The sequence below is a fragment of the Mesorhizobium sp. ISC15 genome (genome assembly GCF_037162615.1).
GTDB classification, from domain to species: domain Bacteria; phylum Pseudomonadota; class Alphaproteobacteria; order Rhizobiales; family Rhizobiaceae; genus Mesorhizobium; species Mesorhizobium mediterraneum.
The window spans coordinates 3,744,676-3,767,692 of sequence record NZ_JAVSPX010000001.1 but is presented as its reverse complement, the minus strand read 5'-3'; the positions used below and the strand labels follow the sequence as shown (position 1 = coordinate 3,767,692).

Annotated in this window: 25 protein-coding genes; 7 read left to right on the top strand and 18 right to left on the bottom strand. The window is 63.1% G+C overall.

Annotated features, from left to right (window positions below):
* Positions 1-88: 88 nt before the first annotated feature.
* From RPG13_RS18055 to RPG13_RS17995, 13 genes are all read right to left on the bottom strand, one after another.
* Positions 89-1,309: an MFS transporter gene (locus RPG13_RS18055; RefSeq protein WP_095485770.1), complete on the bottom strand. Its 1,221-nt coding sequence runs from the start codon at positions 1,307-1,309 to the stop codon at positions 89-91.
* Positions 1,306-1,806 carry a transcription antitermination factor NusB gene (nusB, locus tag RPG13_RS18050; protein ID WP_095485769.1) on the bottom strand — a complete coding sequence of 167 codons (501 nt, stop codon included), beginning with the start codon at positions 1,804-1,806 and terminating at the stop codon, positions 1,306-1,308. Before nusB ends, RPG13_RS18055 begins: the two co-directional genes overlap by 4 nt.
* Entirely contained in the window at positions 1,803-2,297 is a 495-nt protein-coding gene (ribH, locus tag RPG13_RS18045; RefSeq protein ID WP_095485768.1) for a 6,7-dimethyl-8-ribityllumazine synthase, read from the bottom strand. The genes nusB and ribH overlap by 4 nt, the downstream gene beginning before the upstream one ends.
* Positions 2,298-2,639: 342 nt before the next feature.
* The gene (locus RPG13_RS18040; protein ID WP_337125673.1) at positions 2,640-3,257 is read right to left on the bottom strand and encodes a riboflavin synthase; all 618 of its coding nucleotides are present in this window, start codon (positions 3,255-3,257) and stop codon (positions 2,640-2,642) included.
* Entirely contained in the window at positions 3,257-4,387 is a 1,131-nt protein-coding gene (ribD, locus tag RPG13_RS18035) for a bifunctional diaminohydroxyphosphoribosylaminopyrimidine deaminase/5-amino-6-(5-phosphoribosylamino)uracil reductase RibD (RefSeq protein WP_337125672.1), read from the bottom strand. Before ribD ends, RPG13_RS18040 begins: the two co-directional genes overlap by 1 nt.
* A 2-nt stretch (positions 4,388-4,389) precedes the next feature.
* The gene (nrdR, locus tag RPG13_RS18030) at positions 4,390-4,881 is read right to left on the bottom strand and encodes a transcriptional regulator NrdR (RefSeq protein ID WP_095485765.1); all 492 of its coding nucleotides are present in this window, start codon (positions 4,879-4,881) and stop codon (positions 4,390-4,392) included.
* A 150-nt stretch (positions 4,882-5,031) separates the two neighbouring features.
* A complete protein-coding gene (locus RPG13_RS18025) occupies positions 5,032-5,598 on the bottom strand; it encodes a hypothetical protein (protein WP_442921390.1) in 567 nt (188 codons plus the stop codon).
* An 85-nt stretch (positions 5,599-5,683) separates the two neighbouring features.
* Positions 5,684-6,997, bottom strand: a complete 1,314-nt coding sequence (gene glyA, locus RPG13_RS18020) for a serine hydroxymethyltransferase (RefSeq protein ID WP_337125670.1) — start codon at positions 6,995-6,997, stop codon at positions 5,684-5,686.
* Between the two features lie 118 nt (positions 6,998-7,115).
* On the bottom strand, positions 7,116-8,762 hold the full coding sequence (locus RPG13_RS18015; protein ID WP_337125669.1) for a Na+/H+ antiporter: 1,647 nt from the start codon (positions 8,760-8,762) through the stop codon (positions 7,116-7,118).
* A gap of 107 nt (positions 8,763-8,869) precedes the next feature.
* Positions 8,870-10,123 (bottom strand): L,D-transpeptidase family protein, encoded by a 1,254-nt coding sequence (locus tag RPG13_RS18010; RefSeq protein ID WP_126106903.1) that lies wholly within the window; start codon positions 10,121-10,123, stop codon positions 8,870-8,872.
* A gap of 332 nt (positions 10,124-10,455) precedes the next feature.
* Complete coding sequence (gene ldtR, locus RPG13_RS18005) at positions 10,456-10,971, bottom strand: transcriptional regulator LdtR (protein ID WP_126106904.1); 516 nt, start codon at positions 10,969-10,971, stop codon at positions 10,456-10,458.
* Positions 10,972-11,227: 256 nt separating this feature from the next.
* On the bottom strand, positions 11,228-11,650 hold the full coding sequence (locus tag RPG13_RS18000; RefSeq protein WP_337125668.1) for a DUF6163 family protein: 423 nt from the start codon (positions 11,648-11,650) through the stop codon (positions 11,228-11,230).
* On the bottom strand, positions 11,647-12,690 hold the full coding sequence (locus RPG13_RS17995; RefSeq protein WP_337125667.1) for an enoyl-CoA hydratase/isomerase family protein: 1,044 nt from the start codon (positions 12,688-12,690) through the stop codon (positions 11,647-11,649). The genes RPG13_RS18000 and RPG13_RS17995 overlap by 4 nt, the downstream gene beginning before the upstream one ends.
* 162 nt (positions 12,691-12,852) lie before the next feature.
* Between RPG13_RS17995 and RPG13_RS17990 the strand changes: the two genes are divergently transcribed.
* From RPG13_RS17990 to RPG13_RS17980, 3 genes are all read left to right on the top strand, one after another.
* Positions 12,853-13,671 carry a DUF2066 domain-containing protein gene (locus RPG13_RS17990; RefSeq protein WP_337125666.1) on the top strand — a complete coding sequence of 273 codons (819 nt, stop codon included), beginning with the start codon at positions 12,853-12,855 and terminating at the stop codon, positions 13,669-13,671.
* Positions 13,672-13,769: 98 nt separating this feature from the next.
* A complete protein-coding gene (hemB, locus tag RPG13_RS17985) occupies positions 13,770-14,801 on the top strand; it encodes a porphobilinogen synthase (protein ID WP_337125665.1) in 1,032 nt (343 codons plus the stop codon).
* A 193-nt stretch (positions 14,802-14,994) separates the two neighbouring features.
* Complete coding sequence (locus tag RPG13_RS17980; protein ID WP_126106909.1) at positions 14,995-15,468, top strand: nucleoside deaminase; 474 nt, start codon at positions 14,995-14,997, stop codon at positions 15,466-15,468.
* Between the two features lie 23 nt (positions 15,469-15,491).
* Here RPG13_RS17980 and RPG13_RS34975 read toward each other — a convergent pair whose 3' ends face one another.
* Entirely contained in the window at positions 15,492-15,680 is a 189-nt protein-coding gene (locus tag RPG13_RS34975) for a transposase (RefSeq protein ID WP_127206270.1), read from the bottom strand.
* A gap of 378 nt (positions 15,681-16,058) precedes the next feature.
* On the opposite strand from RPG13_RS34975, the gene RPG13_RS17975 reads away from it, so the two are divergent.
* Positions 16,059-16,703, top strand: a complete 645-nt coding sequence (locus RPG13_RS17975) for a dihydrofolate reductase family protein (protein ID WP_095485750.1) — start codon at positions 16,059-16,061, stop codon at positions 16,701-16,703.
* Between the two features lie 238 nt (positions 16,704-16,941).
* Here RPG13_RS17975 and ppk2 read toward each other — a convergent pair whose 3' ends face one another.
* Entirely contained in the window at positions 16,942-17,862 is a 921-nt protein-coding gene (gene ppk2, locus RPG13_RS17970) for a polyphosphate kinase 2 (RefSeq protein WP_095485749.1), read from the bottom strand.
* A 260-nt stretch (positions 17,863-18,122) separates the two neighbouring features.
* On the opposite strand from ppk2, the gene RPG13_RS17965 reads away from it, so the two are divergent.
* Positions 18,123-19,166 (top strand): aldo/keto reductase, encoded by a 1,044-nt coding sequence (locus tag RPG13_RS17965; protein WP_127206263.1) that lies wholly within the window; start codon positions 18,123-18,125, stop codon positions 19,164-19,166.
* Positions 19,167-19,199: 33 nt separating this feature from the next.
* Here the strand turns inward: RPG13_RS17965 and RPG13_RS17960 are convergent, their stop codons facing one another.
* Positions 19,200-20,171 (bottom strand): glycosyl transferase family 90, encoded by a 972-nt coding sequence (locus RPG13_RS17960; RefSeq protein ID WP_095485748.1) that lies wholly within the window; start codon positions 20,169-20,171, stop codon positions 19,200-19,202.
* Positions 20,172-20,375: 204 nt separating this feature from the next.
* Between RPG13_RS17960 and RPG13_RS17955 the strand changes: the two genes are divergently transcribed.
* Positions 20,376-20,534 carry a hypothetical protein gene (locus tag RPG13_RS17955; protein ID WP_023798419.1) on the top strand — a complete coding sequence of 53 codons (159 nt, stop codon included), beginning with the start codon at positions 20,376-20,378 and terminating at the stop codon, positions 20,532-20,534.
* A gap of 55 nt (positions 20,535-20,589) precedes the next feature.
* Here the strand turns inward: RPG13_RS17955 and RPG13_RS17950 are convergent, their stop codons facing one another.
* Positions 20,590-20,823, bottom strand: a complete 234-nt coding sequence (locus tag RPG13_RS17950) for a DUF982 domain-containing protein (RefSeq protein WP_245329884.1) — start codon at positions 20,821-20,823, stop codon at positions 20,590-20,592.
* A gap of 85 nt (positions 20,824-20,908) precedes the next feature.
* Positions 20,909-21,574 carry a GntR family transcriptional regulator gene (locus RPG13_RS17945; RefSeq protein ID WP_337125664.1) on the bottom strand — a complete coding sequence of 222 codons (666 nt, stop codon included), beginning with the start codon at positions 21,572-21,574 and terminating at the stop codon, positions 20,909-20,911.
* 182 nt (positions 21,575-21,756) lie between these two features.
* Between RPG13_RS17945 and RPG13_RS17940 the strand changes: the two genes are divergently transcribed.
* Positions 21,757-23,016 carry a multidrug efflux MFS transporter gene (locus tag RPG13_RS17940; protein ID WP_337125663.1) on the top strand — a complete coding sequence of 420 codons (1,260 nt, stop codon included), beginning with the start codon at positions 21,757-21,759 and terminating at the stop codon, positions 23,014-23,016.
* Position 23,017: the final 1 nt, after the last annotated feature.

Sequence of the window (23,017 nt, the reverse complement as noted above, 5' to 3'; positions counted from 1 at the left end):
TACAGCGCCGCGCGTCCGTTTGGACGCGCAAGGACGCTGTAGCACTTTTGATTTTGCGCATGATCCTTTCCGAACCTTCGGTTCGGGGTCATGCGCTGGTCTGCCGCGCGCTCGTCATCTTCAATGCGCCCAGAGCCACGAAGCACAGCACGACGACAGGGAAGATGATCCAGTTGAGCATTTCCCAGCCCCAGGCATTGTAGACCGCACCCGACATCAGCGAAGCAAAGGCGACGGAGCCGAACAGGACGAAGTCGTGAAAACCCTGGACCTTGCCTTTCTCGGACGGCCGATAGCTGTCGGCCACCATGGCGGTGGCGCCGATGAAGCCGAAATTCCAGCCGAGGCCGAGCAGGATCAGCGCCGTCCAGAACTGCCACAGCGCCAAGCCCGACAGCGCCACCACGGCGCAGCCGATCAGCAACACCAGTCCGGCCGCCACGATCCGCTCGGCGCCGAAGCGGTGGATCAGCGACCCGGTGAAGAAGCTCGGCGCAAACATCGCCATGACATGCCAGGAAATACCGAGCGTGGCATCGTCCGTCGACAGGCCGCAGCCGACCATGGCCAGCGGCGCGCCGGTCATGACGAAGCTCATCAGCGCGTAGCTGCCGACGGCACAAAACAGCGCCGCAACGAAACGCGGCCTGGTGACGATCTCGGAGAGCGGCCGCGCGTCGCTGTCGGCGATCTCCACTTTGCCAGTTGCCTTGGCCGGAATGCGCAGCAAAGAGAGAATGGCGGCGCCGACCGCGGCCAGCACCAGGATGGATGCAAACGAGCCGGCAAACATCACCGGCGAGAACAGATCGCGGGTGAAGATGACGATCTGCGGCCCGAGTATGGCGGTGACGACGCCGCCGGCCAGCACGAAGGAGATGGCGCGCGCCTTGAACTCCGGCGTCGCATTGTCGGCGGCAGCGAAACGGAACTGCTGGACGAAGGCACCGCCCACCCCGATCACAGCCAGTCCGAAGGCGAACAGCCAGAAGTTGGGGTGGAACAGCGCCAGTGTGGCGACCAGTCCACCCAGCGCAGTGATAATCGTGCCGGCCATGAAACCGTCGCGCTGGCCGAGCCAGCGGATGATGGCTGCCGCCGGCAGGGAACCGAGCGCCACGCCGACGTTGAAGCCCGTGACCGGCGCCGTCGCCAGCGACTTGTCCGCATCGAGCAGATGTTGTCCGGCCAGCGCACCCAGGGAAATGGCGATAGGCGCGGCCGAGCCGATGATGGCCTGCGAGGCCGCAAGGATGAACGCGGTTCGACGCGCTTCCCTACCAGCCTCGGCGATAGCAATGGCCGTCATGAAGCGTCCTTGCCACGCCCCTCGCCGCGCACCCGGCGCGACACGCGATCGAGCACCGCGTTGACCAGCTTCGGCTCGTCCTCTTCGTAAAACGCCTTGGCGATATCGACATATTCCGAAACGATGACAGCCACCGGCACGTCCTCTCGCTTCATCAGCTCGTAGACCCCGGCGCGCAATATGGCGCGCAGCGTCGAATCGAGCCTGGACAATGGCCAGTCCTCGGTCAGCGCCTGGCGGATGATCGGGTCGATGGTCTTCTGGTTCTCGACGACGCCGGCGAGGATGGCGCGAAACCATTGCGCGTCGGCCTCGCGATAGAGGGCGCCGTCGACCTCCTTGCCGAGCCTGAACGCCTCGTATTCGGCGGTGATCTCGAAGACGCCGCTGCCGGCCACATCCATCTGGTAGAGCGCCTGCACGGCGGCCAGACGGGCAGCACCGCGCTTGTTGGCGTGGCGTGCCGCGGGCTGGCCGGGTGATGCGGGTTCGCTCACGATCGCTCTCCCAACTGTTGCTTGAGGGCAATCATAGTCAGCGCCGCACGCGCGGCAAAGCCGCCCTTGTCGCCTTCCGAGCGTTTGGCCCGCGTCCAGGCCTGTTCGTCATTTTCTGTGGTCAGGATGCCGTTGCCGATGCAGACCGCTTCCTGCACGGACAGGTCCATCAGGGCTCGGCTCGATTCATTGGCGACGATGTCGAAATGATAGGTATCACCACGCACGATGGTGCCGAGGGCGACAAAACCGTCATAGCTTGGCCCGCCTTCGGCGGCGCCGTCGAGCGCGAAAGAAATCACCGCGGGAATCTCGAGCGAGCCCGGAACGGTGACGACATCGTATGTCGCGCCCGCTTCATCGAGCGCGGTTGTCGCGCCTTCGAGCAGCGCGTCGGCAAGATCGTCATGGAAGCGTGCCTCGATGACAAGAAGGTGGGCCTTCTTCTTCGGGCGAATGAACGCTTTGCCGTGTTGGGATGTGCCAGCCATAGATGTCTCCGGGATCGCCGGTGACTTAGGCCGAAGCCGATATGATCGCAAGCAGAAGATTGTTGGAATGTTGCCAGGCGCCCTGCTATTCCTGCCGTGCCGGAGGCAAGTCTTTCGGCCCGACAGACTCAGAGCCCGCCTCCCGAGGGCAAGTAGCCCGCCGATATCTGCGCACCGTGTCGCGCAAACGATCGTTCACCGGCTGCGGCTTGAGAAGAGCATCCACGAAAACCTGGCGGTCCCGATCAGATAGCCCCAAAGGTCGGCATTCAAGCGAAGTCATAGCCGTTCCGTTCTCCTGACGACCATCTACCGCTATCGCTCGGGGTTGCGAAGAAATTTCTAAAGCCCCTCTTTCGCCGCTTCGGCCAAGCGCGCCGCATAGCGGGCCATGGTGTCGATCTCGAGGTTGACCGGGTCGCCGACCTGGCGTTCGCCCCAGGTGGTCACCGTCAGCGAGTGATGGATCAGCAGCACGTCGAAGCGTGTGCCTTCGACCTTGTTGACGGTGAGCGACGTGCCGTCGAGCGCGACGGAGCCTTTCGGGGCGATGAACTTGGCCAGGTCGCGCGGTGCTTCCAGCGTGAAGCGCACGGCGTCGCCTTCCTCCTCGCGCGCCACGATCTCGGCCATGCCGTCGACATGGCCTGACACGATATGGCCGCCGAGTTCGTCACCGATCTTCAGCGCTCGCTCAAGATTGATCCTGGCGCCGGATTTCCAGTCAGCCGCTGTCGTCAGCCGGAGCGCCTCTTCCCAGGCCTCAACCTCGAACCAGCGCGCATTGGCGCCGCTTTCCGGCAGCGCCGTCACGGTCAGGCAGACGCCGCCGCAAGAAATCGAAGCCCCAATGGCGATTGTTTCAGGGTCATAGGCGGTGTCTATACGCAAGCCGACCCCTTCCCTCAGTGGCTTGACGGCAGCGACGGTGCCGACATCGGTGACAATCCCGGTAAACATCAGAAATCCCTTATCCACTCGGCGTAACTGTCTTCGCCGAAACGCATGTCGCGCAATTTGCGAAATCCTGCCGGGATATGGCTGGCGTCGATGGGCGATGCAATGCCGCCCTTGCCAATCGGCTCCGGCCCCTGGAACAGCACGATGCGGTCGACCAGCCCTTCGGCGAGGAAGGCCCTGGCCACCTTGGCGCCGCCCTCGACCAGCACGCTCGCCATGCCGAGCGCGGCCAGGTCCTCGAGCAGCTCCGGCAGCGCAATATCGCCTTCATACGTCTCAGTGCCGATGAAGCGCACGCCGACGCGTTCGAGCGCGGCCCGCCGGTGCGGATCGGCTTCAGCACAGGCGGCGACATAAAGCGGAACCCGGTCGACGCCGGCTACCAGTTTCGACGTCTCCGGCAGCCTGATCTGGCGATCGAGCACGATGCGCGCCGGCGAACGGTTTTCCAGCCCCGGCAACCGCACCGTCAGCGCCGGATCGTCCTCCAGCGCCGTGCCGATGCCGATCAGTATGCCGTCGGCTTCGGCCCGCATCAGATAGACTTCGCGCCGAGCGATGTCGCCGGTGATCGAGACCTGCCCCTCGCCTTCCATGCCGATCTTGCCGTCGCTGGAAAGTGCAAGTTTCAGAATCACTTCCGGACGCTTTTTGAGAGATCGAGTGAGATAGCCGGCCATTTGCTCGGCGGCTTCTGCCACCAGCACCTTTTCGACCACTTCGACACCGGCGGCACGCAGGATCGCATAGCCATTGCCGGACACGCGTGGATCGGGGTCGCTCGCAGCCCCAACCACCCGCGTGACTCCGGCATTGAGCAACGCATTGGCGCAAGGTGGCGTGCGGCCATGGTGGGCGCAGGGCTCCAGGGTGACATAGGCGGTGGCACCGCGGGCCAGCTCGCCGGCCTCGGCCAGAGCTTCCGTTTCGGCATGCGGCCGGCCACCGACAGCAGTGACACCGGTGCCGACGATCATCGGCCCGGTGCCGTCGTCGCGCACGATCAGCGTGCCGACTGAAGGGTTGGTCGAGGTCCGCCCGGCGTTTTTCCGCGACAGCCTGAGTGCCGCCGCCATAAAGCGGCGATCAAGAACCTCTTGTTCGGCTTGACTGCGCCCGGGCCTTGCCATGCTCAGCCGGCGTCCTCTTCCTTGAGCTCGTCACCCTTGAGCTCGTCGCCCTTCAGTTCGCCCAGCACGTCGTGGAAATCCTTGGCCTCGCGGAAATTGCGATAGACCGAGGCGAAGCGCACATAGGCGACGTCGTCGAGCGATTTCAGCGCCTCCATCACCAGGCGGCCGACTTCGCCCGAGGCGACTTCAGTCTCACCCGAGCTTTCGAGCTGGCGCACGATGCCGGTCACCGCGCGGTCGATGCGCTCGGGATCGACATTGCGCTTGCGCACCGCGATCTCGACCGAGCGCAGCAGCTTGTCGCGGTCGAACGGCACCTTGCGTCCGGACTTCTTCACCACCACGAGGTCGCGCAACTGCACGCGCTCGAAGGTGGTGAAGCGACCGCCGCAATCGGGGCAGACGCGCCGCCTGCGGATCGCCGCGCCATCTTCGGCGGGGCGCGAATCCTTCACCTGCGTATCTTCGGACTGGCAGTAGGGACAGCGCATGGAGAGCCTTGTGTTCGCGATTCTCGTGGAGCGAAAGGCTTAGAGGTTTTTGTCGGGATGGCAAAGCACCGGGGATGGCCTCTCGCGCCTCAGAGATAGCGAGGCGCGAGGAAAATTGCCAGCATCATGCCTGACGGCAACGCCGGCCGATTACGGCGCGACATCGCCGGTCGGGAATCCACAGGATACGCCGAGGCTGCGATAGGCCTTGGTGAAGCCGTCCATCGATACGGTTGCGACTGGGTTGTCGGCGAAGACGATATCGAGTGCGCCGGCGCGGCGCATGGCACGCAGCAGCGCCAGACTGATCTCAGTCTTGTTGTTCAACATCCATTTCCCGCCGGCAAGAGCATTGACGGTCGCCTTGACCTTGCCGTTGCTGTCGCCGAACACCGCCGGAATGTTCTCGCCGGTGGGCAAGTCCTTGTTTTTCATGGCGATGACAAGGGTCGGATAGCCATCGGGCGGCAATACATCACCGTTCGAGATGGCGAGCGTGAGAGTGCCGCTGGTGCCGCTCGCGTCGAGAAAGGCGGTCGAGGCGACGCAGGTCTTGCGCAGATCCTCACCGGTATCGATCTCGTCCACGGTGGTGGACCATTTGCCGAAGGTTTCCGTCTTCGGCGCGGACTGTGCCAAGGCGACGGACAGCGGCAAGATGGTCAATGTGGCCAACACGCCAAGCGCGCCAAAGCCAGCGACACGGAAAATCTGCATCATCGTCAGGGCTCCTGTCCGGACTCCGTCCCCGCTGGAACGGTGCTTCTCCTACGGCCGATAAGGGATGACAGTTTGCGTGGGCTCAGCCGAGATATGGATAGAGCGGAAAGCGGTCCGTCAACGCGGCCACCTTCGCCTTCACCGCGGCCTCGACGGCCGCATTGCCCTCGTCGGAATTTGCGGCCTTGAGCCCGTCCAGCACCTCGGCGATCAGCTTGCCGATCTCGCGAAACTCGGCTTGGCCGAAACCGCGCGTGGTGCCGGCCGGCGTGCCGAGCCGCACACCCGAGGTGACAAACGGCTTTTCGGGATCGAAAGGAATGCCGTTCTTGTTGCAGGTGATGTTGGCGCGGCCAAGCGCTGCCTCGGCGCGCTTGCCGGTGGCGTTCTTGGGACGCAGGTCGACCAGCATCAGATGGTTGTCGGTGCCGCCGGAAACGATGTCGAGGCCGGTTTCCTGCAGGCTGGAGGCGAGCGCCTTGGCATTGGCGGCGACGCTCTCGGCATAGAGTCTGAAGCTTGGCTTCAGCGCTTCGCCGAAGGCTACCGCCTTAGCAGCTATGACATGCATCAGCGGACCACCCTGCAGGCCCGGAAACACGGCCGAATTCATCTTCTTGGCGATGTCCTCGTCATTGCACAGGATCATGCCGCCGCGCGGGCCACGCAACGACTTGTGCGTGGTGGTGGTCACCACATGGGCATATGGCAGCGGCGACGGGTGCACGCCACCGGCGACCAGGCCGGCGATATGCGCCATGTCGACCATCAGGTAAGCGCCGATCGAGTCGGCAATCTCGCGAAAGCGCTTCCAGTCCCAGACCCGCGAATAGGCGGTTCCGCCAGCCAGGATCAGCTTCGGCTTCGTCTCATGGGCGGTCTTCTCGATTGCATCCATGTCGAGCAGATGATCGTCCCTGCGCACGCCGTAGGAAACGACCTTGAACCATTTGCCGCTCATGTTGACCGGCGAGCCATGCGTCAGGTGCCCACCGGAATTGAGGTCGAGGCCCATGAAGGTGTCGCCGGGCTGCAGCAGCGCCAGGAACACCGCCTGATTCATCTGGCTGCCGGAATTCGGCTGGACGTTGGCGAAGTTGCAGCCGAAGAGTTTTTTCGCGCGCTCGATGGCCAGTTCCTCGGCCACGTCGACGAATTGGCAGCCGCCATAGTAGCGCTTGCCCGGATAGCCCTCAGCATACTTGTTGGTCATGATCGACCCTTGCGCCTCCAGCACGGCACGGGAGACGATGTTTTCCGAAGCGATCAGCTCGATCTCGTGGCGCTGGCGGCCAAGTTCATTGCGGATCGCGCCGAAAATCTCCGGATCGGCATCGGCAAGCGTGGTTTCGAAGAAGGATTCGAATTTGTTCGACACTGCCGCTGCTGTTGCCATGCTTGAGATCCTTGTCGTCCGGGGGGTCTGCCGCGCCATTAACACAGTTGCTTCCGCCCCGCCACGTTTGAGGCGCGAAATTTGCTGGCCGGATTGCGGCAGCAAGGCGAAGAGCCGGCTATTTTCTCGCCTGACGGCCCTTCAGCAAGGCTTCGGTAAGCGTGATCTCGGTCAACAGCGCCTGCATCGTATGGTCGTTGATCTCACGGCTGCGAAACATGGCGCGCACGGCCGCGCGCTCGGCCTCGATGCCGGCAAGCCTCATTTCGAGCTCGAGCCGTCCGGCTTCGCGGGCCTCGGTGCGGGCTTCATCGGCCTCGTCGGAGGCGGCGATGCGACGCCGATAACCGGCGACGATGCTGTCGGCAGCGGCAAGCCGGGCACCGGGCACCTCGCCTTCGTCCCCGTCTTGTGCCCCCGCGATGCTCTCGATGCGGGCGATCGCCGCCTTGGCCGCGCCGACACGCGCCAGGCGTTCCTCGGCAGCACCGGGATGCTCGCCCGGCTCGACCAGCCCGCGCGCTATCTTCGGCAAGGCAAGGCTGGCGATGACAAGCGAACAGATGATGACGCCCGCGGCGAGGAAGATCACCACATCGCGCGCCGGAAACGGCGAGCCGTCCGGCATGGCGAGCGGCAGCGACAGGATGCCGGCCAGCGTGATGGCGCCGCGCACGCCCGCCACCGAGCCGGCGAGCCGCACGCGCAGGCCGAACGTCTCGGCCTTGCGCTTGCCAAATCGCGCGGCAAGGCGTGCCGCGATGTCACCGATCCAGATCCACAGGAAGCGCAGCGCGATCAGGCATAGGGTAAGGATCAGCACAGTCAGGATCGGCTCGATCAGCCAATGCCGGCTGCTCAGCTCAGGCGGCACATGGCGGATGATGTCGGGAAGCTGCAGGCCGAGCAGGATGAACAGCGCACCGTTGAAGACGAAGGACAGCGTCGTCCACAGCGATATGGTCTGCATGCGCGCCGATACCCCGAGATAGCGGAATATGCCGGACCCACTGGTGAGCACACCGGCGGTGACGGCGGCCAGGATTCCGGACGCACCGGCATGCTCGGCGCCGAGATAGGCAATGAAGGGGATCAGGATCATCACCAGCACCTGTGCCTCGGCCGGCACACCGCCGATGCGGTTAAGCAATTGCAGCGCCTTGGCGGCGGCGAACACCGCCACCACACCGGCCAGGATGCCGGCAGCAACGGCGTAGAGGAAACTCAGCGAAGCGGCGGCGAAGGAAAAGCTGCCGGTCAGCACTGCCGCCACGGCGAAGCGGAACATGACGAGGCCAGACGCGTCGTTGAGCAGCGACTCGCCTTCCAGAATGTGCATCAGCCGCGCCGGAACCACATTCTTGTCGACGATCGAGGACACCGCCACCGCGTCGGTCGGCGACAGCACCGCGGCGAGCGCGAAGGCGACGACCAGCGGGATGCTCGGCACCAGCCAATGCAAGGCATAGCCGAAGCCGACGATTGTGAAGAAGACGAGCCCGATGGCAAGGTCGAGGATCGGGCCGCGCAGCGCCAGCAATTCGCGCTTCGGTGCAGTGACGGCATCGCTGAACAGCAGCGGCGGGATGAACACCAGCAGGAACAGCTCGGGATCGATCTCGATATGGACGCCGCGCACCGGCCAGGCGAGTGCGGCACCTATGGCAATCTGCAGCACCGGCAACGGCACCCGCACCAGCCGGGCCAGCGCACCGGAAACCGCGACGAAGCCGAGCACGACCAGGATGAAGATGGCAACTTGCATAGTGCTATACCGAATGGCGCTTTTCCGGCTACGCGCAAAGCGCGCCCTCCAGCCGGATACAAAAAGGCCGCCCTCAGCGGCGGCCTTTCAGTAAAAAGATCAGTCGCTTAGAGCGCAGAGGTGATCTGCAGCTCGTTGGCTCCATCGAGCCCGTAGATGTCGTCGCGGAACTGCACGACACCAGGCCCCGTCGACCAGGCCGAGATGTAGAGGAAATAGACCGGCACCGGATTGTTGACCTGCACCGGGATGTTCTCGCCACTCTTGATCGCCGCCTCGAAATGCTGACGGTTCCAGCCTGGCGTGTCGCGCAGGATCCAGGTGACGAGATCGCGCACGTTCTGGACGCGCACGCAGCCCGAGGAATCGAAACGCATCATCTTGCCGAACAGGCTCTGCTGCGGCGTGTCGTGCATGTAGACGCCGTCCGGGCTCGGGAAATTGATCTTGACAGAGGCCATTGCATTGCCGGCGCCCGGATCCTGGCGGAAGCGGTATTTCTCCGCGTCGTCGGTCGACCAGTCCACGTTCAGCGGATCGACCTCGCTGCCATCAGGTGCGAACAGACGGATCTTGCTGTCCTTGAGATAGTTGGGGTCCTTCCGCATCAGCGGAATGATGTCCTTGCGCACGATCGAGACCGGCGCGTTCCAGTAGGGATTGACGATGATCTCGTTGATCTTGGAATCGACGATCGGCGTCTGGCGGTCGATCTTGCCGACAACGGCGGTGTGGCGCAGCACGACGCGGTCGTTCTCGACCGCCTCGATCTGGGCGCCCGGGATGTCGACTAGGACATAACGGTTGCCCAGCGTGCCGGCGCGCTCGTGCAGCCGCTGCAGATTGGTCTGCAACTGGCCAAGCCGGACCTGCGCCGAAACATTCATCGCCGCATAGGTATATTGGCCCAGGGTCCCGTCGGAAGGCAGGCCATGGCGCGCCTGGAAGCGCTTGACCGCGGCATCGACATAGGAATCGAAGGCCTCTGACAGGCCGGCGCTCTGCGCCAGGTCGCCCGAAACCATCAAGCGCCTGCGCAACGGCACCACGTCGGGGTCGATGACGCCGAGCTGCAATTTCTTGGTGTCCGGGACCGGCTCCCAGCCGCCCTGCGCGACGATATTCTGATACTGCGCTATCGCCTGCTCGGTAAAGGAAACGGTCTGCGGGCTGACGATCGGCAGCGTCGAGGCCACCTTGCCGCCCTGGCTGGCGCGGGCGTCGAACTGGTCGTCCCAGTTGCCGCGGCCCGAGGATTTCAGGATATCCCCGATCACGTCCTGCGCGCTGGCGCCACTGGCAAGCATCGTCGCTGCCAACGCGGAGGCTCCGGAAAGGAAGAAACGGCGACTGGTTCTCATGTACGCTCCAGACAGTCTTGTAACAAATCTTTTCACCGGGCGATCCCGCCCACTCTAGGGTTGGCATTCTTAACAATTAGCCAACCATGGCCCCTTCGGCTGCGAGAACGCGCCGGGGGCGACGCGCGTTCAGGGAAATGCTTGGCCTTTGCCGCAACATCACCCGCATTCTCGCTTTCACCGGGAATATGGCGGCAACGTGGCCCTGAGCGCGATTTGGATCGGCTCGCCCTCACGAAACGGAAAGACCGGTGCTTTTCGGCCACCGGTCTTTAGATCGCTATCCGACCGCGCCTCTTCGGCGCGGCTTTCCCCTAGAAGTGGCGTATGCCTTACATCCGATAAGCGATGGTATCGTTCCAGAAGCGATCCAGCCGCTGCAGGGCGCGGTTCATCTGCTTGAATTCTTCCGTGTTGATGCCACCGACCTGCTCGATCGAGCCGACATGGCGCTCGTAGAGGCCGCCGACGACTTCCGCCACCTCATTGCCCTTCGGCGTCAGCGAGACCCGCACCGAACGGCGGTCGATGCGCGAGCGCTGGTGGTTGATGAAGCCGAGATCGACCAGCTTCTTCAGATTGTAGGAGACGTTCGAGCCGAGATAGTAGCCGCGCGAGCGCAGCTCGCCGGCGGTCAGCTCCGAATTGCCGATGTTGAAGAGCAGCAGCGCCTGGATGGCGTTGATGTCGGAACGGCCGTTGCGATCGAATTCGTCCTTGATCACGTCAAGCAGACGGCGGTGCAGGCGCTCCACCAGCTGCAGCGATTCCATGTACAGCGAACGGATCGCCTCGCGGCGGTCATCGGATACGTTGGCGGTCTTCGCCGCCGGACGGGAATTGATCATTGTCTTTGCCTCTCGTTTGTCGCCTGGTGATTTTTTGTTTTTCACCTTGATCGCGACACTATCGAATACTCATAAAATTCGACTTAAACGCTAGGGCTAACAAGAGCTTACCGGTAAGAGGTTTCGAAAGAGGCTTAACGAAGGGTCACCCGAACAAGGATGATTAACCTAAAGATATAGCCAATGGTTCCGGGCGGAAATTTGGGCGTCCAATGGGACGCGCGGCGCTATTCTTGTTGAGCATCGGTCCGATGCTCTATTGCCGGGTCTGGCGCTTCTGCATCCAGATCACCACGCGAAAGACGATGTAGAGCAGCGCCACCGCCGCATGCGAGGCGACGATCAGCAGGCGGTGGCCGAAGAGCTCGGGAAAGCCGGCATACATGACGGTCTCGGTCACCGCGCAGATGACCCAGATCACCGGCCCCCAGGAGGCCAGCATCCACAGGCCGGCGGCAGCGAAGGGAAAGAAGACGGCGAGCATCACCGCCGCCACCTGCCAATGCACCGGCATCAGGTCGAAGCGCCACAACGGGCCGGGGTAGAAGCCGATCAGCCTGATCCAGTACAAAATCCCGAACAACAGGCAGTAGCCGGATACGACGCGCTGGAACCAGGCGAAGATGATCTCGATCGTCGAGGGCTGGAGCACGACGCGTCTCGACGTGGCCTCGCTCACAGTTCGAGTTCCCGTTCGCCGAGCGGCGCGAAATAGGCGTCGACATCGGCAGCGCTGATCTTATCGATGCCTGCCGGCCGCCAGAGCGGTGTCGAGCCCTTGTCGATGATGGCGGCGCGAATGCCTTCGTAGAAATCATGGCCGGCAAGCATGCGGTTGAGGATACGGAACTCCATACGCATGCACTCGTCCATCGACAGCGTCAGCCCGGCGCTGATCTCACGCCAGGCGACATGCAGGCTAGTCGGCGAGCGGGTGCGGATCGTCGCCAGCGTCTTGGCCGCGAACGCATCGGTGAGAGCAGCTCGTTCCAGGCTACCGATGACGTCACACAGCGACGGTTGCGCGAAATGGCGGGCGATCGCTTCCAGCGTCGGCCCGTCCGTCTCGCGCCGCGCCGGGATGAAGAAACCGCGCAGCACCGATTCCGGATCGCCGCTCGCCGCCAGCCGATCGAGAAAGCCGGCCTGATCCTCCGCCTTGATCGTATGCGTCGCCAGGCCCGACCACAAAGCATCGCCATAGCGGATGCGGTTTCCGGTCAGGGCCAGATACATGCCGAAGCTGCCGCCAAGGTCCGGCAGGAGATGACTGGCGCCGACATCTGGGAAAAAGCCGATGCCGACTTCCGGCATGGCGAATTGAGCGTTCTCGGTCATCACGCGCTGCGAGCCGTGAAACGAGATGCCGACGCCGCCGCCCATGACGATGCCGTCGATCAGCGCGACATAGGGTTTCTTGAACCGCGCGATGCGGGCGTTCAGCCGGTATTCGTCGGCGAAGAAATCGACCGGCGGCTTTCCCGCCCGGCCGGCCTCGTAGACGTGGAGGATGTCGCCGCCGGCCGAAAACGCCCTGCCCTCGGCCTTGACGACGACGACATCGATTTCATGATCCCGCTCCCAGGCGCGCAGCGCCTTGTCGAGCGCCTTGACCATGCGATGGGTGACGGCATTGAGCGCCTGCGGCCGCGTCAGCGTGACGACGCCAGCCTTGCCCAATCGTTCGAAGCGGATCTCGTCGCCGCCGCCAAAATCCATCGCGATAGAATCCCTCCCCCGCGCCGCCGGGACTGAAGTGCTAAAGCGTGGCGCATGGGTGCGTCAATGCCAACGGTGCAATCCTGCCGCCTTGGTCGCCGCCGGCGCCCGATGCTAGAATTGACTATCTTGATGACGGGCTTTCCAACCGGACGTTGAACCATGCCTGGATTTTTGCGTCTTGCCCTTGTGGCGATCGGCCTGATGGTATGCGCGACTGCCCATCCTGCATCCGCCAATGACGACCTTTATAGCGCGCGGACCATCGTGACCGGCCAAGGCGAGCAGAACCGCCAGATCGGTTTTAAGGCTTGCCTGGATGCGGTTCTGGTCAGGGTCTCCGGCGATCAGCGGCTGCCGAAAAAGCCTGAGATGGCGGCACTGCGCGACAAGGCTGGCAGCTTCGTTGCCGAATTCCGCTACCGCGACCGGATGGAAGGCATTCCGATCCACGACGAACAGGGCACGCATGACCGGCCGCACGATCTTACTTGCCTGTACAAACCCGCCGTGATCGACCCGGTGCTGGCATCGCTCGGCAGCCGGCCGTGGCTTGCCGAGCGGCCGCAGCTGGCGATCTTTCTGGCAACGGAGCGAGGCGCCAGGCATTTCGCGCTGACCGCAGACGATGAGCGCGGCGCACCGATGCGCGAATCATTCGTGAATGCTGCCGACCCGCTGGCGATGCGGATCGCATTTCCCGAGGCGTCACACCTCTCCGAATCCGGGCTTGACGACAAGGCGCTGCACGAGACGGACATGGCGGCTCTGGATAAGGCCGCCAAACAGGTCGGCGCCGACCAGGCGCTTGCCGGTAGCATCGTCTGGAGCGACAAGGAATTGGGCTGGATCGCCGACTGGCGGCTTGCCACGGGCGGCAAGACCTATCACTGGCAGGTGCGCGGCGTCAGTTTCGACGAGGCGTTCCGCGTCGCCATGCGGGGAGCGGCGCAGGTCCTGTCCGGCAACGGTCAGCCATAGGTATACCGATATCCAGGCGATGCCAGCCTGGCACAATCGTGTCGCATTGGTCAGCGGCGGAGGCTCGTGGTAAAAGTCGCCGATCCGGAGTTTTGGCGATGAACAAATTCACCCCAGCAAAGCCTGCCGGCGCGCGCAGCGTCGACGAGATCACCGGCAGCCGCCGTTTGCGCCGCATGCGCAAGGCCGACTGGTCGCGCCGCCTTGTGCAGGAGAACCGGCTCTCCGTCGACGACCTGATCTGGCCGATCTTCGTCGTCGATGGGAAAAATATCCGCGAACCGATCGCCGCCATGCCCGGCGTCTTCCGCCTGTCGCTCGACCTTGCCGTCAAGGAGGCCGAGTTCGCGGCAAAGCTCGGCATTCCGGCGATCGCAACCTTCCCCAATGTCGAGCTCGGCCTGCGCGACCAGACCGGCTCGCACATCCTCGATCCGGAAAACGTCATCAACCGCGCTACGCGCGCCATCAAGCACGCGGTGCCCGAAATCGGCATCATCACCGACGCGGCGCTCGATCCCTTCACCTCGCACGGCCATGACGGCATCTTGCGCGACGGCATCATCGTCAACGATGAGACGGTGGAACAGGTGACGGCGGCGGCCGTCATCCAGGCGGCGGCCGGCGCCGATATCATTGCGCCTTCCGACATGATGGACGGCCGCATCGGCGCCATCCGCGATGCGCTCGACGCCAATGGTTTTCAGGATGTGGCGATCATGTCCTACGCGACGAAATTCGCCTCCGCCTTCTACGGACCCTATCGCGAGGCGGTCGGCACCGCCGGCCTGCTCAAGGGCGACAAGAAGACCTATTATCTCGATCACGCCAATTCCGACGAGGCCGTGCGCGAGGCCGAGCAGGATCTCGCCGAGGGCGCCGACATGCTGATGGTCAAGCCCGGCCTGCCCTATCTCGACATCATTCGCAGGCTGAAGGACGAATTCCGGATGCCGACCTTCGCCTATCAGGTGTCGGGCGAATATTCGATGATCAAGGCGGCTGCCGCCAATGGCTGGATCGACGGCGACAAGGCGATGCTGGAATCGCTTCTCGCCTTCAAGCGCGCCGGCTGCGACGGGATCCTCACCTATTTCGCGCCCGAAGTGGCGGCGATGCTGAAGGGGTAGGCACTCGCAATCATCACCACACGCGACAGCCTTCATCCTATGTTGAAGGCCGAGATCAAACAGTCGGCCGTGCGCATAGCCAGAAGATGACGGTTGCGGCGATGCAGATCGCCTAACTGAATCTGATCTGCAGCCCTTGGAAATCCCTCCGATTCAAGACAATCATCCCACTCTAGCTTTTTGGGAGACTCTGATGGAAAGCCACGAGCCGTTTTTACGCGAGGCAATTGCGCTCTCGAAATCCGCAATGGAACGCGGCGACGAACCGTTTGGCTCGGTGCTGGTGAGGGACGGCGAAGTAATCCTGCGCGCCGAAAACAGCGTCTTCACCGGCCACGATATGACGAACCACGCCGAGATGAACCTGGTTAAACTAGCGGCGCAGCACTACGACGCTGCTTTTCTCGCTGACTGCACGCTCTACACCAGCACCGAGCCGTGCGCGATGTGCTCCGGGGCGATTTACTGGTCGGGCATCGGGCGTATGGTGTTTGCGTGCTCCGAAGCGCGGCTGGGCGAGATCGCTGGGATCGGGTTGAACGTGCCGAGCCGGGCGGTGTTGCAGACCGGCGCGCGCATCGTCACTGTGGTTGGCCCGACGAACCTCGAAGACGAAGCCGCCGAAGTCCACCAGGAATTCTGGCCAAAGCATCTGGGCAAGGCTTAGAGCCTCGGCTCAGGACGCTCTGATTAGAGCGAGAAGATGACGGTTGCGGCGATGCAGATCGCCGAGAAGAAGTTATGCGCGCATCGGTCGTATCGGGTTGCAATGCGCCGCCGGTCTTTGAGCTTGGCGAAGAGGTTCTCGACCTTGTGGCGCTGGCGATAGAGTGCCCTGTCGTAGGGATATGGGACTTTCCGACTTCGGCTCGACGGGATGCTAAGGCTCGATGCCTTTGTTCCACAAAGCCTCGCGAAATGGCGCTGTCATAACCGCGATCCGCAATCAGGGCTTTGGCAGGGCGGCAGGGCATCGAGAACCATGCGTGCCCCTTTGTGGCCGCTCATCTGCCCCCGTAGGCCTGCAGCGCATCCTTCCATTGCAGGCCATGCTTGATGACGTAAACGCATCCTCGAGGCATCGCGGCGCAAGCAACTGCTGCTGCAACCACCCGTCTTGGCTGCGGTCCTGACGCGGCTGGCCCAAACAAGCCGCTCATCGCTCGGCGGAGATTTCAAAATACCGCTTGCAAAATGCAATCAGTATAGCTAAAAGCAACTGCTTGCATTTCACAACTGGTCTCGAGGGAGGTACTCATGTCCAAGCTTCGCGTCAACGCTTTCACCCTGTCAATCGACGGCTATGGCGCCGGTCCCGACCAGGACCTGAAAGAGCCGCTGGGCGTAGGTGGGGAAGCCCTGCACAACTGGATGTTCGGCACCCGGACCTTCCGCAACATGTCTGGCGACGATCGCGGGACCACAGACACGGACGACGGGTTCGTGGCGCGCAGCTTCGAAAATGTCGGGGCGTGGATAATGGGCCGCAACATGTTCGGGCCGATCCGCGGCGAGTGGCCGGATGAAAGCTGGAAAGGCTGGTGGGGAGACAATCCACCCTACCATGTGCCGGTCTTCGTGCTCACCCACCATCCGCGGAATCCCATCGTCATGGCGGGCGGCACGACCTTCTATTTCGTGACCGACGGTATCCACTCAGCGCTGGAAAAGGCGAAAGCAGCGGCTGATGGCAAGGATGTCCGGCTCGGCGGTGGTGTCGCCACGATCCGGCAATATCTCAGGGAAAAGCTCATCGACGACATGCATCTGGCGATATCGCCGATGCTGCTCGGCTCCGGCGAGAACCTTTTTGCCGGCATCGACATGCTCAAGCTCGGCTACCGGTGCAGCGAGCAGGTCGCGACGCCGAATGCCACGCACGTCATCATCAAGCGCGCGTAGTCTCACTGAGGCGCAGCCCTCTGCGCCGCGATCCTTCGCGCCCCCTCTGTCCTGCCGGACATCTCCCCCACACGGGGGGAGATCGGATGTCGCGCCGGCTTTCGCCAATCATCAGCGTTGCAAGATTGGCACCGTCGGCGACGCTGCCAATCTCCCCCCTCGTGGGGGAGATGTCCGGCAGGACAGAGGGGGGCGCGAAGGAATGCCGCCCGTCCGGGTCTTTAGCAGTCCCAGATGATCAATACTTCTCCGGCACGTACAGCTCGCGCGGCAGCACCTGGCGCTCGTATTCGGGATTGAAGACGCGGTCGGGCAGCGTGATCTCTTCGTGCGGCACCTCCTCATAAGGCATCTGCTTGAGGAGATGATCGATGCAGTTCAGCCGCGCCCGCTTCTTGTCGTTACCCTCGACGATGAACCAAGGAGCTTCGGGAATGTTGGTGCGGGCGAACGTTTCTTCCTTGGCCTTGGTGTACTGCTCCCAGCGCACGCGCGACTGCAGGTCCATCGGCGAGAGCTTCCACTGCTTCATCGGATCATGGATGCGCATCTGGAAGCGCATCTGCTGCTCCTCGTCGGTGATGGAGAACCAGTATTTGACCAGCGTGACGCCGGAACGGACGAGCATGCGCTCGAACTCCGGCACGTCGCGGAAGAACTCCTCGACCTGATCCGGTTCGGCAAATCCCATCACCCTTTCGACGCCGGAGCGGTTGTACCATGAGCGGTCGAACAGCACGATCTCGCCGCCTGCCGGCAGATGCGGGACGTAGCGCTGGAAATACCATTGCGATTTCTCGCGCTCGGTCGGTGCCGGCAGTGCTACGACGCGGCAGATGCGCGGATTGAGCCGCTGGGTGATGCGCTTGATGACGCCACCCTTGCCGGCCGAGTCGCGGCCCTCGAAAACCACCACCAGCTTCTTCTTGTGGTAAGCCACCCAGGACTGCAGCTTGATCAATTCGGATTGCAGCGTGATCAGGTCGCGAAAATACTGCATGCGATCCATCGAGGGCGGATGCGCGTTCTTGTAGATCTTGGCGATTTCCAGCGACAGCGCGGGTTCCGACATTTCCAGCTCGTAGTCTTCGTCGAGCGTGTCGGCTAGCTCCGCTTCCAGCCAATCCCTGGCAGGAGAATTCTGTTTTGCTTCGGTCATTTATGCTGCTCCGCGTGCACGCCCGTGTCGGCGTCCGGCCTGCCGGCCGAGATCGAACACCTTGAGCCGACTTGCATACAGGCCGGCAATGACGGTTTTATTGCAGTCGGCTCGTGCGCCGGTCACCCAAATCCGTAAGATGTGATCGATCCGCCCTCCATGGGATGGGCGACAAGCCGCGCGACTTGTCCTACAAATGCCAGGCTCCTTCGGGCAGCCTTCGAAGCACCGCCTTCTCAACGCAATTGCGAGGATCTGACATGGAGTACCGCACTCTCGGCCGTTCCGGGCTGAAGGTTTCGACGCTGACCATGGGCACCATGACCTTTGGCGGCGCCGGCGCGTTTTCGGCGGTCGGAAAGACCGATCTCGACGAGGCGCGCCGGATGATCGACCTCTGCATCGATTCCGGCATCAATCTCATCGACACCGCCAACGTCTATTCGAACGGGCTTTCGGAAGAGATCATCGGCGAAGCGCTCGGCGGCAAACGCAAGGGCGATGTGCTGATCGCCTCCAAGGCGCGCATGCGGATCGGCGATGGCCCCAACGACGAAGGGCTGTCGCGCTACCATCTGATCCGCGAGTGCGAGAAAAGCCTGAAGCGCCTCAGGACCGATGTCATCGACATCTATTTCCTGCACGAATGGGACGGCACGACGCCGCTCGAGGAGACCATCGCCGCGCTCGACACGCTCGTCAGCCAGGGCAAGGTCCGCTATGTCGGCTGTTCCAACTATTCCGGCTGGCAAGTGATGAAGGCACTGGGGATCAGCGATCGCCAGCACCAGCCGCGCTTCGTCACCCAGCAGATCCACTACACGCTGGAAGCGCGCGAAGCCGAATATGAATTGTTGCCGATCTCGGTCGATCAGGGGCTTGGCGTGCTGGTGTGGAGCCCGCTTGCCGGTGGATTGCTGTCCGGCAAATATCACCGCGACCAGGCCACCTCCCGTCAGCTCAGCGGCTGGAAAGAACCGCCGATCCGCGACGAGGACCGGCTGTGGCGGATCGTCGACGTGCTTGCCTATATCGGCAAGAACCATGGCGTGTCGGCAGCACAGGTGGCGCTTGCCTGGCTGCTCGGCCGGCCGGCCGTTAGCTCGCTGGTCATCGGCGGCCGGACCGAAGCGCAGTTCAAGGACAATATCGCCGCCGCCAGCCTGGTTCTGACCAGCGATGAGCGCGCACGCCTGGACGCTGTGAGCAGGCCTCCTGTTCTCTACCCCTATTGGCACCAGCAGTTCACCGCAAAAGACCGGTTCGGTCCGGCCGATCTGGTCCTCGACCGGGATGCTATCTGACAGGGTCCGGATCAGGTCGAAGATCGCCGCGGGCTAGCCCGAGATAAAACGCCAGACCTCGGGATCAGGCTCGATCTGGCCGCTGAGCACGAAATATTTGTAGAGCACGAGCAAGCAGATCGCCTGCTCGGCCCGCTCATCGGCGAACTTGCGGCAATAGGCGTTGGCCGCGGCAACGATGCGTTCGGCCTCAGGCGGATGCTTCTCGAGGTGCTGCACCCGCTCGGCGAGGTCCGAGAAATCCGGTTCGAGCGGCACATAGTGGACACCAGCCACGAGTTCGCTTTCGCCGAACCATGTCTCGTATGTCGGCGGCGGCATCAGGCACAGCGAATTCGAACTCATGATCCATTTGAGGTTGGTCGCCACATCGTTGCCCTCGAGCGAAATGATGTAGCGGTAGCGCCGCTGCTGATCGATGCTCAGATAAGGCTTGCGATATTCCGGCGCTGCCGTCGGTTTGGGCGTGCCGACGTCGCAAAAGGGCAGATCGCGCGCGGCCTCCAGAAGCAAGGTCCGTATCGGATTGTTGAGCTCGCCGCGCCAGACGGCGACCGGAAGCTTGTCCGCGAAGGCAACATCGTCGGCGGGCATGTGGAAGTGGCGGAACTTGTTGAGCTTGAACAGGACCCCGTTCCTGTTGTCGCCGGCGATCGGCCGATCCTTGACGATCGACGGCATCGCAGGCACCTCGATGACGTCGCCGAATTCGAGGTCGATGCGCAAATCGGGATCGAAATAGCGGGTGAATTCCTTCAGGTCGTAGTAATACATGCTCCGGTCTGTCGGCAGCCGGCTGACCGGCACGGCATCGGCGCTCGGCGCGAAAGCGTCCTGCAGCCTGTTGTAATAGTTGAGACGCGCGCGGATCGACCCGTCCGAAAGCCTGGCCCGATCGAGCAGCCCGGCGAGCCTGCGGCGGAACAGCGCCTGCGGCGCGATATCGCGCATGGCATTGCGCGCATAGTAGAATAGCTTCTGTGCGTTTCTTTGAAGCGTGGCCATCGGTCACTTGGTAAAAACAGGTGAGCTTGTTATTTGTACCCCGGTCTCTCCTACACCATTGTGCCAGCCATCTTGCAAGCCCGGAACCGCGTGCAGCCGGCTTGCCGGCTATGTATGGAGCCGATCGGCCTTTGCGGTGTTGTGTTTGCAGCCCAATGCTCCTAGGCAGGGCTAACAACCTTCAGCATTGCGAAAGGAAGAGATATGGCGCGAGCACCGAATTACGGCCAAGAACGCAAGGAACGCGACCGGCAGAAGGCCGCCAAGAAGGCGGAAAAGCAGGCGGCCAAGGTCGCAGCCAAGGAACGTTCGAAGCCCGAGGACGAGACCACCTCCGAGACCGAAACGGAAACTGCAGAGTAAACGGCGTCCGGCCCGCGAGGCGGATCGGATTTGGCCTAGGAATCCCGCTGCGTCTTCAGGCCGGCGCCTTGTCGCTGACGAAAACGTTCACTTCGCGCGCGGCGGCTATGAAGGCGCGCCTCGCGATCATGGCCGGTTTGTCGCCGGCCAACGCATCATGGCAGGCCTGCAGCGCTTCGCGATGCTTTGGACTGCGCTTGCCGGGCCAGTTGTTGAGGAGGTAATCGGAAGCCTCGCGGGCCGTACGCAAGAGCTGAGTGGTTCCCTCCGCGCCCGACTTGACGGTCACGGGTGTTTCAAATCGGTTGTTTTCCATCGCCGCTCTTACGCCATCGGCGCCCGCGAAGCGAGGGCGAAAGTGGTTGCCTCGGCAATCAGGCCGCGACGACGGCAAATCCCCTGGCACGCAGGCCGCGCCGGTCGTTGTGCAGCGATGTCACCAGCCGGTCGCGGCTGCCGACGATATGGGCCGAAAGCCGACGTGCCGCCTCATCGGCTTCGCCAGCCCGCACCGCTGCCAGAATGGCATGGTGCTCGGCCCAGGCGCGGCCGAGTGCCGCCTCGTCGCGCACCTCCAGCCAACGGGCGCGCGACAGGCGCGTCATGGCATCGCGGACCGCCCTGAACAGGAACTCGTTGCCGGACAGGCGTGCCAGCTCGATGTGAAAATCCATGCCGACGCGGTGCCATTCCTCGCGCGGGGTGCCGGCGTCGCAGGAGTTCAGCATCGCCTCGATGATTTCGACGGCGGTCCTGTCCTCCAAGGCACAAGTCAGCCTGACGGCCGCGACCTCGACCGCCTCGCGGTACACGGCGATCTGCTCGAGCTCGGCGAGGTTGATGGGCGACACCGTCCAGCCGCGCCCGTCGCGGCAGACCAGACCTTCCGTTTCGAGCCGCAGTAATGCTGCCCTGACCGGCGTGCGCGACGCGCCGAAGCGGCTTTCGATCCAGCGTTCCGTCAGCCGCTCGCCCGGACCGACCTCGAGGCCGAGGATCATCTCGCGAAGCCCAATTTCAACATTCTGCATCTGCGACATTGCGGTTTCCGATTTCTGGCCGTTTTGCTGGCGATCGGTTCGCCTGCCACCGTTTGCCAATCACGTTTGAGAGGGCCGCATTGACAGCGGTCAAGCTTGCGTCCAAGACGGATACCAACTTGGTATCCCAAGATGGTATCCGCAGCAAGTTTTTCATACAAGCTGGCCGGACAGGACATGACATGCCGCAAGACGCCACCCTCGCCGTGCAAGGCACCCACAACATCCATTGGCGCCGCAATCTCGCCGTGTGCTTTGCTGGCTCGTTCAGCACGCTTGTCGCCATGACGTTGCTGTTGCCTTTCCTGCCGCTCTATGTCGAGCAGCTGGGCGCCGAGGGGCATGCAGCTATCGTGCAGTGGTCCGGCGTCGCCTATGGCGCCACTTTCTTCGCCGCCGCGCTGGTCGCGCCGCTGTGGGGACGGCTGGGCGACCGCTACGGCCGCAAGCTAATGCTGGTGCGCGCCAGTTTCGGCATGGCCATCTGCATGTCGCTGACCGGCATGGTGGAGACTGTCTGGCAGTTGGTGCTGCTACGCCTGCTGATCGGCTTCGCAGGCGGCTATTCCTCGGGCTCGACCATTCTCGTCGCCATGCAGACGCCGAAGGATCGGTCCGGCTGGGCGCTCGGCGTGCTGTCAGCCGGCATCACCGCCGGCGCTCTCGTCGGTCCCCTGCTCGGTGGCGCGCTGCCGCCTTTGATCGGCATCCGCGCCACCTTCCTGCTCGCCGGCGGCGTCATTTTCCTGGCGTTCCTGGCAACGACTTTTCTCATCAAGGAGAATCCTCGCCTGACAGCCGACAAGGCAGCATCGACTGAGAAGCAGAAAGGCGGCTGGTCGCAAATCGAGGACAAGCGCCCCGTCGTCGCCATGCTGGTGACCGGCATGCTGCTGAGTTTCGCCACGATGTCGATCGAGCCGATCATCACGGTCTACGTCCAGCAGCTCATCGAGGACCAAAGCCTGTTAACGCTGATCTCGGGCGTCGTCATGTCGGCGGCAGCACTTGGCGCCATCCTGTCGGCCTCGCGCCTCGGCAAGCTCGCCGACCGCGTCGGCCACTGGAACGTCATCATTGGGGCGCTTGCCGTATCGGCGCTGCTGCTGATCCCGCAAGCCTTCGTCACGCAGGGCTGGCAGCTCGTCGGCCTGCGTTTCCTGATGGGGCTGGCGCTCGGTGGTCTCCTGCCCTGCATCACCAGCGTCATCCGCCACAATGTTCCGGACGGCGTCGGCGGCAATGTGCTCGGCCTATCGATCTCGGCGCAATATGTCGGACAGGTCGCCGGACCACTGCTCGGCGGCTTCGTCGGCGGTCATTTCGGCATGCGCGCGGTGTTTCTCGGCACATCGGTGCTGCTGGCCGGCGGAGCTGCGTATAATTGGCTGGTCCAGTCGCGCCGCGCGCGCGACATGCTGGTGCAGGCCGGCAAGCCGTGAC

What these genes read in the sequence shown, in the direction of transcription:
- RPG13_RS18055 (WP_095485770.1), bottom strand. Translation starts at nt 1,309, where the DNA reads ATGACGGCCATTGCTATCGCCGAGGCTGGTAGGGAAGCGCGTCGAACC.
- ribH (WP_095485768.1), bottom strand. Translation starts at nt 2,297, where the DNA reads ATGGCTGGCACATCCCAACACGGCAAAGCGTTCATTCGCCCGAAGAAG.
- RPG13_RS18040 (WP_337125673.1), bottom strand. Translation starts at nt 3,257, where the DNA reads ATGTTTACCGGGATTGTCACCGATGTCGGCACCGTCGCTGCCGTCAAG.
- ribD (WP_337125672.1), bottom strand. Translation starts at nt 4,387, where the DNA reads ATGGCAAGGCCCGGGCGCAGTCAAGCCGAACAAGAGGTTCTTGATCGC.
- nrdR (WP_095485765.1), bottom strand. Translation starts at nt 4,881, where the DNA reads ATGCGCTGTCCCTACTGCCAGTCCGAAGATACGCAGGTGAAGGATTCG.
- RPG13_RS18025 (WP_442921390.1), bottom strand. Translation starts at nt 5,598, where the DNA reads ATGCAGATTTTCCGTGTCGCTGGCTTTGGCGCGCTTGGCGTGTTGGCC.
- glyA (WP_337125670.1), bottom strand. Translation starts at nt 6,997, where the DNA reads ATGGCAACAGCAGCGGCAGTGTCGAACAAATTCGAATCCTTCTTCGAA.
- RPG13_RS18015 (WP_337125669.1), bottom strand. Translation starts at nt 8,762, where the DNA reads ATGCAAGTTGCCATCTTCATCCTGGTCGTGCTCGGCTTCGTCGCGGTT.
- RPG13_RS18010 (WP_126106903.1), bottom strand. Translation starts at nt 10,123, where the DNA reads ATGAGAACCAGTCGCCGTTTCTTCCTTTCCGGAGCCTCCGCGTTGGCA.
- ldtR (WP_126106904.1), bottom strand. Translation starts at nt 10,971, where the DNA reads ATGATCAATTCCCGTCCGGCGGCGAAGACCGCCAACGTATCCGATGAC.
- RPG13_RS17995 (WP_337125667.1), bottom strand. Translation starts at nt 12,690, where the DNA reads ATGGATTTTGGCGGCGGCGACGAGATCCGCTTCGAACGATTGGGCAAG.
- RPG13_RS17990 (WP_337125666.1), top strand. Translation starts at nt 12,853, where the DNA reads ATGCCTGGATTTTTGCGTCTTGCCCTTGTGGCGATCGGCCTGATGGTA.
- hemB (WP_337125665.1), top strand. Translation starts at nt 13,770, where the DNA reads ATGAACAAATTCACCCCAGCAAAGCCTGCCGGCGCGCGCAGCGTCGAC.
- RPG13_RS17980 (WP_126106909.1), top strand. Translation starts at nt 14,995, where the DNA reads ATGGAAAGCCACGAGCCGTTTTTACGCGAGGCAATTGCGCTCTCGAAA.
- RPG13_RS17975 (WP_095485750.1), top strand. Translation starts at nt 16,059, where the DNA reads ATGTCCAAGCTTCGCGTCAACGCTTTCACCCTGTCAATCGACGGCTAT.
- ppk2 (WP_095485749.1), bottom strand. Translation starts at nt 17,862, where the DNA reads ATGACCGAAGCAAAACAGAATTCTCCTGCCAGGGATTGGCTGGAAGCG.
- RPG13_RS17965 (WP_127206263.1), top strand. Translation starts at nt 18,123, where the DNA reads ATGGAGTACCGCACTCTCGGCCGTTCCGGGCTGAAGGTTTCGACGCTG.
- RPG13_RS17960 (WP_095485748.1), bottom strand. Translation starts at nt 20,171, where the DNA reads ATGGCCACGCTTCAAAGAAACGCACAGAAGCTATTCTACTATGCGCGC.
- RPG13_RS17955 (WP_023798419.1), top strand. Translation starts at nt 20,376, where the DNA reads ATGGCGCGAGCACCGAATTACGGCCAAGAACGCAAGGAACGCGACCGG.
- RPG13_RS17945 (WP_337125664.1), bottom strand. Translation starts at nt 21,574, where the DNA reads ATGTCGCAGATGCAGAATGTTGAAATTGGGCTTCGCGAGATGATCCTC.
- RPG13_RS17940 (WP_337125663.1), top strand. Translation starts at nt 21,757, where the DNA reads ATGCCGCAAGACGCCACCCTCGCCGTGCAAGGCACCCACAACATCCAT.